Below are 14574 nucleotides of genomic sequence, written 5' to 3' on the forward strand. Positions count from 1 at the left end.
AGCCGGCGACGAGTCCGAGTTCTCGGTCGAGGTTGAAATTTCATAACGTTGGCCACGGCCGGAGAGATCATGAACGGGATCACGCGTCCGTCGACGCACTCGTGGAGTGTGCCCGCATCGAGCTCACGCATGAGGCCGTGGGTGCCGTCTTCGTCTCCCGACAGGTCGGGCGGCCGATGCAGACGCAGTACGTCGCCCGAGACGACGACGGTTAGCAGTTCCAGAAGCGGCACTTCGACGACCGGCTGGGCTGGCACGAGACTACCATCCCTCGACGAACCGTTCGCGACGAGCTCATCACCCGGCCCGCGCTGTCGCCCTCGACGTAAACGGAGCAGGCAGGTGAAAGAGCAGCCAGCAGGCCAGACACGTTCGTCGTGAAGCCAGTTCGAGAGCTCCAAACGCGGTAGCGGCTGGGATTAACCAACATTCCGTGCCGATACCGACACAGTGTTGGTTAACGCTAGGGCTGGATCCACTCCCTCGCCCCCACCCACCGCCCAATTCCTCGAGTCAATGAATCCTAGCGATCAGTCGGCTCGAACGGCGGTCGCGACGGGTTTTATAGGGCCGCTGTTAGTCGAAAGCGAGTATGGTCGTCGTCAAGGAGGTCACCAAACTGAGCGAGCGCCGCACCCAGACCTCGTCCGAGGCGTTTCCGGACGATGCACTGTCGTCGATTCGGTCGGCCGTCGAGGCCGTCCCGGCAAGCGTCTTCGACGGGTCGACGAAACACACGGAGGTCGCTGGGCTCGATGCCGAAATCGCCGACGGGCTCTCACAGTACGAGTACGAGGGGGATGCTGCCGGCGGCTACAACCCGAACTGCAAGCTCTGGTCGCATCAGGGGTTCAACTACAGCGTCGACCTCTACGACGCCGACGCCCGCATCGCCATCGAGGTCGAGAAGAGCGAACGGAAGAACGTCAGCGACGACCTCCTCAAGTTCCAGAAGGGGTACCGCACCCAGAAGGACGGCCGGTCGAAGATCGAGTTCGGCTGTCTGGTGGTGCCGGTGAACTATCTCGGGCGACATAACCTCTACCAGCACAGCCTGACCAAGCTCGACTTCATGAAGGGCGTCCTGTTCATCGACGACGTCGCCGTCATCGGCTATCGCGACCCGCGACCTGACTGACGCTGTTCGCTCTGGCTGTTTGTCGGCGCCGGGAGGCGGTCAGCGCGCGATAGTGTACGCGGCGTAATCCAAACATGCCTGGTCCCGACCCTCACGACGACACGATTGCCGACTACGAACAGTTCGAGCGACGCTGCTCACCCAAAGCCACGACGCCCCCGGCGTCCACACGGTGGACGTCTACGTCCTCTGAGCCAAATTATTGTTCAGATTCGGACATCTCTTTAACGTCGTTCCAAACCTCCCCTAATTCATCTTCTATATGTCCTTTTGCGGCACCTTCGATCCACTCATCCAACGGCATCTCACCTCCACCATGCTGGTGAGCAAACTGGACGGTATCGCCGGCCTCGTTGATGCTTACGAACTCGAACCGGAACCAGTCTCCGCTGGAAATTAGCTCACCGTCGTGGTAGTAGTCACAAGCATTCTGCAGTGTCCCTTCGCGAACACGAATTTTCCAGTCTACCTGACGGGTGTCGAGCACCCCACGCACTACACTAATCACGCCACCAACCCGATTGGGGTCGGGAATACGATAATGGTCTGTGTGCATTTCGTTCCGAATCTTCTGGTACGTTGGTTCTCGCATCACGAATTGGTTGTAAACCGGGGGGAGAATAGGGATTTTTGCACCAACCCCCGCGTGCGAGCGTGAAAAGAGGCAAGTGAGTACTACCCAATCGTTCCGTATCGATGGAGAACCGAGCCCAAGCCTTCTGGAACGAAACCAAGCTCACCCAGGGAAATGACTTTGCTGTCTCAGGAGGTCTCTGTTGGCAATTGCCTGACTCAGATGCTCCAGTGTTATCTGTGTCCGGTGGGCCAAGTGGGTTCAGTTCCGTCCTGGCTCAACCAATTGGGACAAACCGAACCATCGCACTCACAATCAAGGAGTCGCCCGAGCCAGGAATCTATACGTTCACACCGGCAACTGCTGACGACGAACTCGAGATCCGACTTGAGTTTGCGGAGGAACCGTTTCCCGAACCGCAGATGCACACTCTTAATTTGAGTTCCGAACTCCGCGGTGTCGAGGTTGGCGACGACATCGTGGTGGGTCTTCGAAAAGATGGAGTCGAACAGCCGGCCGTCAAAGAGATTCAAGGAACAGCGATTGCAGTAGTGGATTCGAGTGGGGCTGTTCCCAATCCGTCCCAGCCATTCATCGACTACTCAGAATCCCCGGTCGTTTCTGTGTTGATTGACTTCTCTGGCCAAGCTAGTGTGGAGAGAAACAATCTCAAAATCCTCCCCTTGATTTCACACAGGCTCAATCCACCCAGCGGTCCCCAGGGGACCGTCGACGTATTCGGTACCTCGAAGCCATTCAGCATCCAGTGGGAAGGCAAAAGCGATACCCCAGCACTCTCAGTCGAATACGTCAGAGTCGATCCACAGGCCGCTGAATCATGGACAGTGAGGAATGAATCACTTCCCGAAATTCATTTCTCGCCGCTCACTGAGCTCAGTCTTCCACAGCGGGTCAAGCAGCTCAAGTCAGCAATCGACCAAGCTTCGGAGCTCTCCCTTTCTGAGGACGTTCTGCGCAAGTTGGCATCTGCTGTGGATGGCGAAGTCCCCCCTGTGGAAGTTACGGTACGGTATGAGTCTTCAAAGAGTGACCAGATACTAACGAAAACTGGAACCCTTGAGTCAGTTGCCTCCTTCTATTACGCAGATCGGAATCGGGCATGTCACCAGATCCGGTTCGTTGACAAAAAATTACACTATCTCTTGCTTGATTCACACGCCGACGCAGCGTCACCAGTCGGTCTGTACAGTAAGTCCTACGCCCGACACTGGGACACTGATTTGGGTGGCGTGCGAAGCATCGAAATCTCCTGATTGACATCCTCATCAGCTGAACCTTCCGCGACTTCCACCCCGGCGCCTAGGCCCAAACCGTGGGAGAGGGCGATCAGGTTTCTTACCCGGCCTGTGTCCACTGTGCCTTCCAGGCGGAGACGGATCCCGATGCAATCCTCGGAACACACACCTTCGAAGACGTCCTGTTCACTGTCGACACGGAGACGCCCCAGATCGCGCTCCCCGAATCCGTCGAGTCGCAGGTTGGAACACAGAGCAAGCCCTTCATGGCGGCCGCATTCTTCCACTTCAAGGCGACAGACTGACTCGACCGCCACCGCGCCTACCATGCCGTTTAGGAGGCGGATGCGTTCACCGTCGCCTTCGAGGCCGACTACGAATCGGGCAACCTGACTATCACTGTCGAACGAGTTGAGGAGGCCTGAGACCCATTGGCGCGAGAGAGGGGTTTTTGGAGCGCCGGCGATGGCTGCCGGCGCAGCAGGCGAGAGCAATGACTCCCTGTGTGTCAGTGTTTCGGGGTTATCGAGATGCACATAGTGGTTTCGCTCTGATAGAGGCATCGGCACACTAGCCACCGGAAGGTCCACGAGCGAGAGATTTATGCTGTCTGCAATACAGTTCGTGAACGTGACCGAGACATTCGTCAACGCACTCCGAGAGGAGTTCCGGCCCCGGACCGTCGCTGCCGTCCTGGCCGTTCTCGTGGCGCTCGCCGTGGTCGGCGACGACCTCTGGCAGGTCGCGTATCTCGGTGCGCTGGCGGCACTCGCGGGCGTGCTGAGCGCCGCGATGGAAGCCAAGATCCTCGACCGACGTCTGGTCTGGATCGCCGTTGGATGCGTTCTCGGGGTTGGCGGCGCAGTCCTTTGGCTCTCCGGCGAGGGCAACATCGCCGGACGTGTCCTCGCTGCCGTCGCGCTTCTTGCCGGTCCCTGGCTGGCTCTCGATAGCGCGGTCGCCCGCTGGACGGGGATCGACACGGCCGCCGACCGCCCCGATCTCGGGCTCGAGGACGCGGACGCCGGTGAGGCCATGTTGACGATTCAGGTGACGCGACTCGTCCACGAGGAACTCCGTGCAGCGGACCACCCCCTGACGGTCGGCGAGCTCGCGGAACGGACCGACATCGGGGAACGCCGCGTCCAGACCGCCATCAAGTTCCTGGAACACGACGCTCGGGCGACTGCCACCGATGGCGGATACGTCCGCGACGACACCTACGCCGGCAAACGAGGTGAGGTCCGCCGGCTTGGTCGCCGACTGACCAGGCCCGTCCGCCTGCTCGCTGCTGCCCAGTGAGTCCTAGCCGTACCAACCAACGATTGTGAATCGCTACGAACTGATCGCGCTCAATTTCCTCGACTAGATAGTGCCGTCAGACTCGTCTGCTTCCGCAGCCGTAACATCCAGCAAGACGTCTTCGAGTGTGCTGTCGTCCCCGGGTTCCAGGCGGTCTTTCAAATCTGCTGGCGGTCCCTCTGCAACGAGCTGGCCGTCGTAGAGTATCCCGACATCGGTAGCGATTTCCTCGACGACAGGGAATTCGAACAGAGCGCGGGCCTGCATTCGAAGCTGCCCAAGCCCAGTGCTTTCTGGAGGATACACAGAGCCGAGATTTTGGAAAGTCAACAATCTCAATCGTGGAAAGTCACGCCTTCGAGCTGACCCCAGAGCGCTCCAGCGCCTCAGTGAACGACTCGAATCGGCGATAGTAGGTCGCTGGTGCCGGCAGATCGTCGAATTCATTCAGATCGTCGATATTTGGTGTGCGCTCAACTCTCTCTGTGAGCGTTCGGAGTGCATCAAGTAGATCCGAGTCGGTATATTGTGGGGATCGCTTGAATTCTGTCTCGATACCTGCAGCCGCTAGCGCAGCAGCCCATGTTCCGAACCGATCCCTGAACACGCTCGGAGATGGAGACCCGTCGTCTGCTCCGACATCAGCCATCCGTGGCGGTCGATCGAGGTCTGCAGCTATCGACCGGAGTTCGCTGATGAGTTCCTCGTCCGAATACTCTCGTGGGTTACCGACTGGTGTTGCGGAGAATCCAGCTTCCTTGAGAGCGGCGTTCCAGGAACCGAAGACGTGGTCGTACGTTCTTGGTGCGGCCATGTCCGCCTCGTGTGCGACATCGACCGCCTTCGGTTTCCGTCCGAGTGAGTCGGCGAACTCGTTCAGGTCGTCCAGAAGCCGGTCCGCAGTCCACTTCTGTGTCGGACGTACCGGTGTCTCGTAACCAGCTGCCTCGAGGGCAGCCTCCCAGCTCTCGAACCGGTCGTGAACCACGGACAGTGACGGATAGACCGCGTTCTGCTGGAGGTCGACCGTCACTGGTGGGTCATCGGGGACGTCTCCGAGCGCAGCCAATGCTGCCTCGATGTCCACTTTCGTCCAGTAGCTCGGCGGGCCATTCGGGGTGAACCCCGCCTTCCACAGTGCTCGATACCACGACCCGAACTCGTCCTGAAATTCGACGAGCGATGGAAACTCGTCTCTCGCCATCGCGTCTGCTAGCGTGGGCGTCCGTTCGAGTTCCTCCCCGAGGTCGGCGATTTCATCCAGTAGATGCTGTTTCTGGCTCACTGTCTCTCCCCTGCCTGTTTATTCAACGACAGTCCTTACTGGAAGGAGTTCTGGTTTCCGAACGTGTTTCGTTAACCAACAAAGTGGAATTGTTGGTTAACAATCTCTCAATCGTCCCTGACTCTCTCCCCCTCCTTTCGATTCGGGGCAAGGGTACGCTTTTCTCACTCCAGCGGAATCCACGCTGTATGCGCGTTTCACGCGGCAGGCTAGTTCTCGTCGTCGTCCTTTTCGTCAGTCTCGCTGGCTGTGCGGCCCTCACTGATTCAGCCACCACGAACGGAGACGGCCCCGTCGACAGCCCAACCACACCCGAGAGTGGAGAGAACGCAGTAGCGGCGAACGGCACGCTGGAGGTCCACTTCATCAACGTCGGGCAATCAGCCAGCACTCTGCTGATCACGCCGACCGGAGAGACCCTGCTCATCGATAGCGGGGACTGGCCGGAAGAAGGCGAGTACGTGGTCAACTACCTGCAGGAGATCGGCGTTGACCGCATTGACCATCTCGTGACTTCGCACGCCGACGCGGACCATATCGGCGGCCACGCAGCGGTCATCGAGTACTTCGAGACGGAGGGCGAGGGTGTCGGGGCCGTCTACGATCCCGGTCTCGCGTCGAGTTCGGAAACCTACAGCCGTTATCTGGACGCCGTCGAGGAGTACGAGGTGCCCCTCTACCAGACTCGCGAAGGCGCACAGATGCCTGTGGATGGCGTCGACGTCTCGGTGCTCGGTCCACCACAGGATCTCCTCGCGAACGGACAGCGCAATGAGAACAGCCTCGTACTCCGTGTGACCCACGGCGAAACGAGCTTCCTCTTCACCGGTGATGCCGAAGTCGAGGGTGAGGAAGCACTCGTCGACGAATTCGGTAGCGAACTCGATTCGACCGTGTTCAAAGCCGGCCACCACGGCAGTCGCTCCAGCTCCCGGTCGAGTCTCCTCGACGCCGTCCAGCCACAGGTCGTCGTGGTCACTAGTGCGTACGACTCCCAGTACGGCCATCCGCACGAGGAGACGCTCCAGCGCTTCGCCAGCCGGTCGATTCCGACCTACTGGACTGCAACCCACGGGAACGTCGTGGTCTACAGCAACGGGAGCGCGGTCAGTATCGCGACCCAGAACGAAGCGCCGACGGACCCGACGTCGCTCCGCTCCGGAGGCCCCGTCGAACCAGGGACCTACAGCGAGGCGGTCGTCCGAGAGACGATTGTGGGGACTGGCTCGGTTGCTCCCGCGACCGATGTGGCCACCGACGGTGGCGGTGAGCTCTCGCTCGTGGACATCAACGCCGATGCCGAAGGGAACGACAACGAGAACCTCAACGACGAGTACGTCGTGCTCGAGAACAGCGGCGATGCGACGCTGGACCTGAGTGGCTGGGAGCTCGTCGACGAGGCCGGGAAGACGTTCGAGTTCCCTGACGACTTCACGCTGGCGCCCGGCGAGCGTGTGACCATCCACAGTGGCAGCGGTACCGACTCGGCCACGGACCTGTACTGGGGGCAGGAGACAGCCGTCTGGAACAATGGCGGCGATACCGTGATTGTGCGTACTGACGATGGGACCGTCGTCATCGAGGAGAGCTACTGATGTCCGAGGAATACACCGCCGTCCTAGACCGGTTCGAGGACTCGACCGCTGTCCTGCTGCTCGAACAGGACGGCGAGCAGGTCGACGAACTGCTGCTCAAGCGTTGCCTGCTGCCCGAGCAGGGCCGTCATCAGGACGCCGTGTTCGAGGTCATGGTCTCGGATGTCGAGGTCTCTATCCGCAATCGCGCAGAGAAGTCCGAGGGGCGTAAGGAGCGTTCTCAATCCCGCTTCGACCAGTTGTCGAAGGAGTCACCCAGCGGAGACGCGGATGAACTGTAGGATATATTCTGACGCCATCCTGAGAGAGAGTTTGCTCACCCCGTGAAATTCCTGACTTTCCAACCTACTTCATGAAAAATTTCAGAGTGGTACTTATCCATATATAAAATTGCTATGACGAATGGGGTGGTCATTATTATTGAGATCGCTATTCGAAATACAGGGCCAGTCCCCATTGATAGGACTGCAATGATCAAGAATAGTGGGAGCTGAATTACGAAATTCCATAGAGGTGGATTGATTTCGTATTTTAGGTTGTAATAGTCATCAGCAGTCCCCCACCCGATCGCGAGAATAATACCAAAATACCCAATTAGTAAGATAATCACACCCCAAAACCCAGCAAAGCTACTAATTGAAATAAATAATTGATTCCCGAGTGATTGAATTTCAGGGGAGAAAACTAAGAATAGTGATAAAAAGTAGCCGACAACACCGACTGCGAACGGGGCCGGAATTGCAAATGCATCTGGTTCAGGAGAGTGGTCGATTTTTATGTGACTTTTTCGGATAGAATGTAGCCAGGTGAGATAAACTCCGCGCAGGGCCAACGCAACGACCAGACCTATTAGTAAACCTGCTCCAGCCACGTCCACGGGGGAATTGAACACTTCGATAACCCTAAATATTACATATAACAATGTAAGAAACGCTATGTTTCTGACCGCATAAACCCACGTATGATCGTTACTGGCAATTCTTCCCTGAATTAGAATCTCCCAAAGGGACATCGGATCTTTAACTTGTTTAGTATCCCGTTGTGAAGCCTTAGAGGTCTCAGACGTAGTAGAATCAATCGGTTCAGCCTGGGCTTTTGAGATAACGTCCGCAGACTGAATATGTACTTCATTTACTTGTTCTAACTCCTCAGATGTAAACCCCCCAAATTCTGCTACAAAGTGGTCGTGTTTTGCCTGATGATATCTACTTCGTTTCTCTCTATCTGATAATACTTCATATGCTTCTCGGACCTGTCTGAATTGGCGTTCAGAATTAGGATTCTCACTCACATCAGGATGTGTTTCCTTTACCTTTTCGCGGTACTTACGTTGAACTTCAACAATAGGAGCTTCGTTCTCCAAGTCCAATACAGAATAGTAGTCGTAGGTCATTGATACCTCACTCTGGCACCTAATATCAGATATAATATTTGGCTGTAGAGAGTGGTAGGGTTCAGATTAGTTGATTGCATGCGAACGCTTGCAACCAATTTTCGACAGTCTCTGCTTCGGCGTGACTCGGTCAATTTGAGAACTGGTTTGTTCTTCGTTTTACCTCTCTAAAGACACGTTCGACGCTATTGCGATCCCCGTGAGCTTCATGCTGGAATCGGAACCCGTGACGGTGACAGGTTGCCTGCAACCACGGCGCTCCATCGACGAGAAAGATTGCATCGTCGACGAAATGACGCAGAACTGGCCGGCGTACGAGCCCGCGTTGGAAATCATCGCCAACGAATACGACGTCAACATCGATGCCTCCCAGCACAGTGCGATGGGAGGGGACCAACCACTACTGAATGGCGTGTTCTTTGCGAATACGTCGATACATCTAATACATCCACAGACAAAAGAATACACATGCCTATCGACATCGAGACGTTCGAATCCTCTCCCGAGGACCACCTCCAGAACCGTGGAGAGACGAACGCCGACCGCGTGATGCGGTTCCTCGCTGCCCATCCCGACCAGGCGTTCACCCAGAGCGAAATCCGCGACGCCACCGACGTGAAAGCTGGGAGCATCAGCGTTGTCCTCTCGCGTCTCGAAGATCGTGGGCTCGTCCGTCACAAAGGCAACTACTGGGCTCTCGGCGAGGCCGACAACGTCGCTGCCTACATGAACATGGCCGAGAGCACGCGAACAGCCAACGACCGCTTCGGTGAGGAGGACATGGACGAGTGGCTGGAGCATGCCGTCGACGACGAGGACACTGAATGAGCTATCAGCGAGGCGATGTCGTCTGGGGCCCCGATCCGTTCAAATCCGGGGAGAACCCGCGGCCGTGGCTGATACTCAATAACGACAGCCACCCGTTCGGTGACGAGGAGTACATGACTGTCACGCTGACGACGACGCCCCACGATGAGGGAATTCCTCTTGAAGACGCTGACTGGGTCGAGGGAGGAATGCCTGGACAGAGTTTCGCTTCGCCATGGGTGGTGGCGTCGCCGAAGCATGCCGCGATTGTCCGGCGGCAGGGCCGGCTAGAGGAGTCGTTCGTTCAGACTGTCGTCGAAGCTCTCGAGACCTATCTCGAACCACCGACCGAGGAATGACCAATCACCCAGCCGTGTATGATGTCCCAGAGCGAACAGGCACTCGCGACGATGTATCGGTCGACAGCATTTGTGAACGCATTTTCTCCCGGGCTGCGGATCCGCGAACAAATCACCCGGATGCACATCTCGATGCGACGTTGGCTACAATCGTCGATCGATACGGGGAATCAGTTGTTCAGGCGGTCATCCACCGTATCCTCGTCGACGGCGTCCCGTTTCGGACCGCTGCTGCAGACCACGACATTGTGGTGCTCGATGGAGTCCGGATTGGGACGGTCGCGACACAGACTCTCGACGAGCTGAATACGGAACAACAAGCGTAATTCTTCGAAAGCCCTCGGCCGCTCGACGTCCCGCGACCCGCGTTGCGCTCCTCGTGCCTGCGGTGCTTTCGGGGCCGAGGGACGACCGAGACGGCCTCGCCCTTTCTAAGTCCACCAGGGCCTGAGGAAGTCGATCCTCGACGAAGGAAGGGATAGGTGGGCCGTCCACGACCAGTCCACTTGAGCATCCGCACCATTCGGGAGTTCCGTCTCACATCGGGACCGTCTGTGGCTCTCTCCGAGACCTGATCAACCACAGTCCAGTATCGCGAGCCTGCTGTCCGGTGTATCCGCAGCGGTTCGTTCGGGGTGGACTCCTCGGGTTGCGCGCGCTCCGGCCGTGCAGACCGTTCCTGCCGGGCCCGGGCTTTCGCGTTTCCGTTGCGTCTGCGACGGACGGGACACGGTCCTGGGCCGGGTCGGGCCGAGTGCAGCCGCCCGATACCGGACTCATCCGAGAGCGGGCCTGCGAGCACTCGGCCCGCGACCGGGTTCGACCGGGACCGGACCGGCTGCATCTTCGCCTGCGGGCGCCGACGCTCGAAACCGCCCTCGCGTCGACGCCCGCTGGGCTCAGACGCGGCCTCTTGCGCGTTCCGGGACGGGCTGCTCGCCGTGACGGCGACCCCGACAACCCGCCTCGGGGTCGCCGTCACCCGCGCTCGTCGGCCAGCGACGCCTCGTCCCTCGGCGTCGCTGACGGTCCTCGCATGGGCTGGCTGCGCTGCCTGCCGGGCCTGCGCTCAAACTCGCTCGGCGCGCGGGGACGGTGCCGGGCTGCGGCTCCCAGCCCCGAGCTTCCACGCTCGCGAACGAGTTCGCTCGCACGGACTCCTCGGGGGCTGGTCGCCGGTCCGGGCTGTGTCCCGCGCGCCGTCGCTCGCTGCGGCCTTGTGCGAGGCCGTCCACCGACGTAAACCGTGCTGCTTGCCGTCTCTGTCCCGCCTTGCGTTGCGTCTTGCGACGGACGCGGTGGGACAGACCCGCGGGTCAGCAGGATTACGTCGGTGAGCGCGCGCTCACCGCGAGCTTCCACCCCTCACTGGATTGGTGAGGAAGCCTGTCGGCGTCGCGCCGCGCCGAACAAGTTCGGCTGAAGGCGCGCCGCGAGCGCCTCGGGGACGGAGTCCCTGAGGACGTTTCGAGATGAGAGCCACGGCTGGTGAGTCGTGGTGTCGGAAGAAGACGCCGTGTGAGCGCCTTCAGCGGTACCTAGGTCGATACCAATGTCTAGTAGAAACACGATCCGTGATGAAGGTTCGGACGCACAGACGACTGAACAACTGACCCTCGAGGACGCTATCGAGGACGAAGACGAACTTCTGGCGGAGGCGGCATGTGGGGAACACGCACCTGAGCTGCGACCCACCGTCGAACTCGAGAAGCAGGGTCGAATCGACTACGACTGGAGCCGGAAATCCGGGCTGGACCACCCGTACGGGACGACGCTATCAGCGGAGGAACGGCGACTGGCCGAAGAGCAAGAGCTGGCACGGCAGCGGGACCGTGCGCTGGCGGCTGAAGAGGCAGGCATCGACCGGGAGCGGTCGTGCAGGGTGCAGACGGAACAGGAATCCAGCAAGCGCGTTCGTGACTTCAGAGAGCGAGGCGTGCTCGGGAGCGGTGGCGACCCCGACGTCGACCCGCGTGAACAACTCGACGCGGACACCCTGGGCGGGGTGAACCGATACGGGATGCAGCTGGCAGAGCGCTTCCGTGGACCATCTCGGGGAGCCTACGCGAAGCAACTCGCGGAGAAGATCGCATGCCAGAACATGGGGTTGACGGCAGCCGTTCTGAAGACGAACGAGGAGGTGGCGAAAGGGACGGATGCGATTCAGCCCATCGGGACCATCGCAGAGTGGATGGGCCATCCCAAGTACGCCATCCAGGCGAACGTCGAAGCCGAAGTGAATACACTCTACCAGCCGGCGGCGGTCAATCAGCAACAGGTGGGTGTGCTCGACGATGGGTCGGCGACGGCGAAGCTGACGATCTGGAAGCGCTCCCAAGTCGGGACGGTACTCCGCGAGGGTGACCGGGTCCGACTGCTGAACTGTGAGGTTGGCTGGTACGGTGGTGACCCGACGCTGGCGGTGACGTCTGAGTCAGAGGTGACCGTCCTCGAACGTGGCGACGGTCCGAGCCCACGAAACGGGACGGTGACCCATGCGAACTTCAGCGCGGGTTCGACCGAGCAACGTCTGGACGTGCTCCAAGACTGAGCTCGTAGGCTCTTCTCTCGGCCACGAGCGGCTCTCTTTTTTTGCCGACGCACCGGTGGGGCTGGGGCAGTTGTCTATAAGTGCTCTCTGTCTGCTCGTCTCTCACCTAGCACCGCATCCCCGCCTCCCCACCCTCCGCTCCGTGCTCGCTGCGCTGCGCGCGCAGCCACAACCTCTATTGGTGAACACTGTTTTCGCTGGCTACTGCATTAACCAACAGCCGTCAGGAATGTCCCTCTTGTCGGTTACATACGATTCCTATCGTCGGGATCCGGACCCCCAGTTGACTGAAAGACTCTCCTCTGTTTTCACTTTCACTTTGGTTCACTGAGGTATATGTGACCTCATCTCCTCAGAGAATTGTAGAGGGCATTGCGGCCCTCGGTCACACGCTTTCATACTCATATGAGCACTCAGGGCCCGTACCTCAGTGACTGCCCGCACTGCGGTTGTGAGATTCTGTCTCACTATACCCTGGTTGAGTATTCAGGCGGTGTCTGGGCTGAATGCCCCGAGTGTCAGGATGTCGTCGACTCACAGTAATTCACTATGTTACGATTGCTAAAACGGCTCTCTCCGAGCTCGGCTGAGACAACGGAACTCCTCGAGTGTCGATCTTGTGGGACCAGTTTAGAGAAGGCACAGAATTCATGCCCCGAATGTAGTTGTAGTGATATCGCCCGGTACGAGTTATAAGCAGTTCTTCATCGCTTGCCCTCTTCAGTCGTCCAGTGTATCGATGTCATCGAGGGTCGGGAGGGCCGGGACGACGTCGAACTCGGTTGTCGTCACTGCCCCCGCCCGACAGCCGAACCGTGCCGCTTCGACTGTCGATGCTCCGTCGGCCAGCGCGACGGCGAACGCGGCGTTGAACGCGTCTCCCGCCCCTGTCGTGTCGACGACGTCGACTGTGGGCGTTGGAACGTGCGTTTGACCATCCGCGTCCCGGACGATGGCACCATCTCCCCCTTGAGTCGTGACGACGGTGCGGACACCCAGTTCCAGCAGGTCCGCGCCCACATCGACGTCCTCGTCCGGTGACAGTCCAGCGAGCACACGCGCCTCGCTCTCGTTGGGCGTCAGGTAGTCGACGTTCCGAAGCACATCCATCGGGAGTTCACGAGCCGGTGCAGGGTTCAACACGACATCAACCCCACATTCGGCAGCTGTCTCGACGGCGGCCCGAACCGCGTCGTCATCGACCTCGAGTTGGACGAGCAAAACGTCGCAGTCGTCGATTCGGTCTGCCGCGTCGGCTACCTGCTCGCGCCCGAGGTGGTAGTTCGCACCGGGGACGACTACAATTTCGTTCTCGCCGCGGTCATCAACCAAGACAGTCCCGACGCCAGTATGCGTCTCGACCTGTGAGACTGCGCTGGCGTCGACACCTTCGCGATCCCAGAGGTCGAACGCGTCCGCGGCGTAAGCGTCACCGCCGACACAGCCAATGAAGACCGCATCAGCACCGAGTCTGGCCGCGCCGATTGCCTGGTTCGACCCCTTCCCGCCGGGTACTTCCCTGTAGGTCGACCCGGTGACGGTCTCACCGGGGACCGGGAACCGGGGGACCTCCGTGACGAGACCGACGTTGTAGCTGCCGACGACGGCGATCGCGGGCTCAGTACTCCCCATCTCCCCGTCCCCCCTCGACGATCGCGACGCCACTAGAGGAACCGAGCAGTTCCGCACCAGCATCCAGTAGTTCGTTTGCATCATCGAGCGTCCGGATGCCGCCGCTTGCCTTCACGCCAACATGCTCGGGTGCGCGCTCGGCGAGGAACTCGACGCGCTCTACAGTTGCTTTGCCTCCTTCGCCCCACCCACTCGAGGTCTTGATGTAGTCGAAGCCCGCCTCGATCGCGAGTTCGGTGATGCGCTCGGACTCAGCCTCGTCGAGCGCGCCGAGTTCCAACATCGCCTTGCAGACAGCGTCACCGGACGCCTCGACGACCAGTTCCATTTCCTCGCGAAGCTTCTCGTCCATACCGGACTTGAGATAGCCGATGTTCGGCATCACGTCAACCTCCTCGGCACCCGCCGCGACGGCGTCACGAACAGCAGCCGCCTTCGCGATTCGATTGTCCCCACCCATGGGGAACCCGGCGGCCGAGCAGACGGTTACGTCGGTCCCATCGAGCCGTTCCCGCGCAAGCGAGACCCAGCAGGGCAACACCATCGCACCGTCAAACCCGTACTCGACGCACTCGTCGCAGAGCTCGATAATCCTGTCACGATCGGCAGTCGGCCCTACTTCCGTGTGTTGAATCGTCGAGGCAATCTCGTCCGGTGTTCTGTCCATGCAGCCACGTGCCCG

The 14574-nt window shown here is 59.5% G+C and carries 16 protein-coding genes and 4 pseudogenes; 13 read left to right on the top strand and 7 right to left on the bottom strand.

Features of this window, described 5'->3' with window-relative positions; all coding sequences use genetic code 11:
• The first annotated feature begins 32 nt into the window (after nucleotides 1-32).
• The 3 genes and pseudogenes from NOW55_RS20835 to NOW55_RS21020 form a co-directional block, all read left to right on the top strand.
• Nucleotides 33-410: pseudogene (locus tag NOW55_RS20835) on the top strand (DUF8030 family protein).
• 182 nt (nucleotides 411-592) lie between these two features.
• Nucleotides 593-1138, top strand: coding sequence for a hypothetical protein (locus NOW55_RS17925; RefSeq protein WP_256401497.1), 546 nt, complete (start codon nucleotides 593-595; stop codon nucleotides 1136-1138).
• 74 nt (nucleotides 1139-1212) lie between these two features.
• A pseudogene (locus tag NOW55_RS21020) lies at nucleotides 1213-1319 on the top strand (DUF8069 family protein); the annotation flags it as partial.
• A gap of 18 nt (nucleotides 1320-1337) precedes the next feature.
• On the opposite strand, the gene NOW55_RS17930 reads toward NOW55_RS21020, so the two are convergent.
• A complete protein-coding gene (locus tag NOW55_RS17930; protein ID WP_256401499.1) occupies nucleotides 1338-1733 on the bottom strand; it encodes a hypothetical protein in 396 nt (131 codons plus the stop codon).
• A gap of 101 nt (nucleotides 1734-1834) precedes the next feature.
• Between NOW55_RS17930 and NOW55_RS17935 the strand changes: the two genes are divergently transcribed.
• The 3 genes and pseudogenes from NOW55_RS17935 to NOW55_RS17945 all read left to right on the top strand — a co-directional run bounded on the left by NOW55_RS17935 (nucleotide 1835) and on the right by NOW55_RS17945 (nucleotide 4270).
• Entirely contained in the window at nucleotides 1835-2986 is a 1152-nt protein-coding gene (locus NOW55_RS17935) for a hypothetical protein (protein WP_256401500.1), read from the top strand.
• Nucleotides 2987-3120: 134 nt separating this feature from the next.
• Nucleotides 3121-3393, top strand: a pseudogene (locus tag NOW55_RS17940) (DUF8025 family protein).
• A gap of 205 nt (nucleotides 3394-3598) precedes the next feature.
• Nucleotides 3599-4270 (top strand): hypothetical protein, encoded by a 672-nt coding sequence (locus NOW55_RS17945; protein WP_256401501.1) that lies wholly within the window; start codon nucleotides 3599-3601, stop codon nucleotides 4268-4270.
• A 63-nt stretch (nucleotides 4271-4333) separates the two neighbouring features.
• Here NOW55_RS17945 and NOW55_RS17950 read toward each other — a convergent pair whose 3' ends face one another.
• Both NOW55_RS17950 and NOW55_RS17955 read right to left on the bottom strand, forming a co-directional pair.
• A complete protein-coding gene (locus tag NOW55_RS17950) occupies nucleotides 4334-4537 on the bottom strand; it encodes a hypothetical protein (RefSeq protein ID WP_390293780.1) in 204 nt (67 codons plus the stop codon).
• 82 nt (nucleotides 4538-4619) lie between these two features.
• Nucleotides 4620-5555 carry a homing endonuclease associated repeat-containing protein gene (locus tag NOW55_RS17955; protein WP_256401502.1) on the bottom strand — a complete coding sequence of 312 codons (936 nt, stop codon included), beginning with the start codon at nucleotides 5553-5555 and terminating at the stop codon, nucleotides 4620-4622.
• Between the two features lie 188 nt (nucleotides 5556-5743).
• Here NOW55_RS17955 and NOW55_RS17960 point away from each other — a divergent pair, with 188 nt between their 5' ends.
• Together NOW55_RS17960 and NOW55_RS17965 are read left to right on the top strand one after the other, a co-directional pair.
• Nucleotides 5744-7150, top strand: a complete 1407-nt coding sequence (locus NOW55_RS17960) for a lamin tail domain-containing protein (RefSeq protein WP_256401994.1) — start codon at nucleotides 5744-5746, stop codon at nucleotides 7148-7150.
• Nucleotides 7150-7431 (top strand): DUF3006 domain-containing protein, encoded by a 282-nt coding sequence (locus tag NOW55_RS17965; RefSeq protein ID WP_256401503.1) that lies wholly within the window; start codon nucleotides 7150-7152, stop codon nucleotides 7429-7431. The genes NOW55_RS17960 and NOW55_RS17965 overlap by 1 nt, the downstream gene beginning before the upstream one ends.
• Before the next feature lie 35 nt (nucleotides 7432-7466).
• Here the strand turns inward: NOW55_RS17965 and NOW55_RS17970 are convergent, their stop codons facing one another.
• A complete protein-coding gene (locus tag NOW55_RS17970; protein ID WP_256401504.1) occupies nucleotides 7467-8543 on the bottom strand; it encodes a J domain-containing protein in 1077 nt (358 codons plus the stop codon).
• Nucleotides 8544-8604: 61 nt separating this feature from the next.
• A pseudogene (locus NOW55_RS17975) lies at nucleotides 8605-8841 on the bottom strand (IS6 family transposase); the annotation flags it as partial.
• Between the two features lie 170 nt (nucleotides 8842-9011).
• On the opposite strand from NOW55_RS17975, the gene NOW55_RS17980 reads away from it, so the two are divergent.
• The 5 genes from NOW55_RS17980 to NOW55_RS20970 all read left to right on the top strand — a co-directional run bounded on the left by NOW55_RS17980 (nucleotide 9012) and on the right by NOW55_RS20970 (nucleotide 12803).
• On the top strand, nucleotides 9012-9371 hold the full coding sequence (locus NOW55_RS17980) for a MarR family transcriptional regulator (RefSeq protein WP_256401505.1): 360 nt from the start codon (nucleotides 9012-9014) through the stop codon (nucleotides 9369-9371).
• A complete protein-coding gene (locus NOW55_RS17985) occupies nucleotides 9368-9709 on the top strand; it encodes a type II toxin-antitoxin system PemK/MazF family toxin (RefSeq protein ID WP_256401506.1) in 342 nt (113 codons plus the stop codon). The genes NOW55_RS17980 and NOW55_RS17985 overlap by 4 nt, the downstream gene beginning before the upstream one ends.
• Nucleotides 9706-10035 (top strand): DUF8158 family protein, encoded by a 330-nt coding sequence (locus NOW55_RS21025; RefSeq protein WP_465260945.1) that lies wholly within the window; start codon nucleotides 9706-9708, stop codon nucleotides 10033-10035. The genes NOW55_RS17985 and NOW55_RS21025 overlap by 4 nt, the downstream gene beginning before the upstream one ends.
• Before the next feature lie 1226 nt (nucleotides 10036-11261).
• Entirely contained in the window at nucleotides 11262-12260 is a 999-nt protein-coding gene (locus NOW55_RS17990) for a single stranded DNA-binding domain-containing protein (RefSeq protein WP_256401507.1), read from the top strand.
• Nucleotides 12261-12665: 405 nt separating this feature from the next.
• Entirely contained in the window at nucleotides 12666-12803 is a 138-nt protein-coding gene (locus tag NOW55_RS20970) for a DUF7837 family putative zinc-binding protein (RefSeq protein ID WP_438266585.1), read from the top strand.
• Between the two features lie 177 nt (nucleotides 12804-12980).
• On the opposite strand, the gene NOW55_RS17995 is transcribed toward NOW55_RS20970, so the two are convergent.
• Together NOW55_RS17995 and deoC are read right to left on the bottom strand one after the other, a co-directional pair.
• The gene (locus tag NOW55_RS17995) at nucleotides 12981-13973 is read right to left on the bottom strand and encodes a ribokinase (protein ID WP_256401508.1); all 993 of its coding nucleotides are present in this window, start codon (nucleotides 13971-13973) and stop codon (nucleotides 12981-12983) included.
• Nucleotides 13879-14559 carry a deoxyribose-phosphate aldolase gene (gene deoC, locus NOW55_RS18000; protein ID WP_256401509.1) on the bottom strand — a complete coding sequence of 227 codons (681 nt, stop codon included), beginning with the start codon at nucleotides 14557-14559 and terminating at the stop codon, nucleotides 13879-13881. The genes NOW55_RS17995 and deoC overlap by 95 nt, the downstream gene beginning before the upstream one ends.
• Nucleotides 14560-14574: the final 15 nt, after the last annotated feature.

It is taken from the genome of Haloarchaeobius litoreus (assembly GCF_024495425.1).
Taxonomy (GTDB): Archaea; Halobacteriota; Halobacteria; order Halobacteriales; family Natrialbaceae; genus Haloarchaeobius; species Haloarchaeobius litoreus.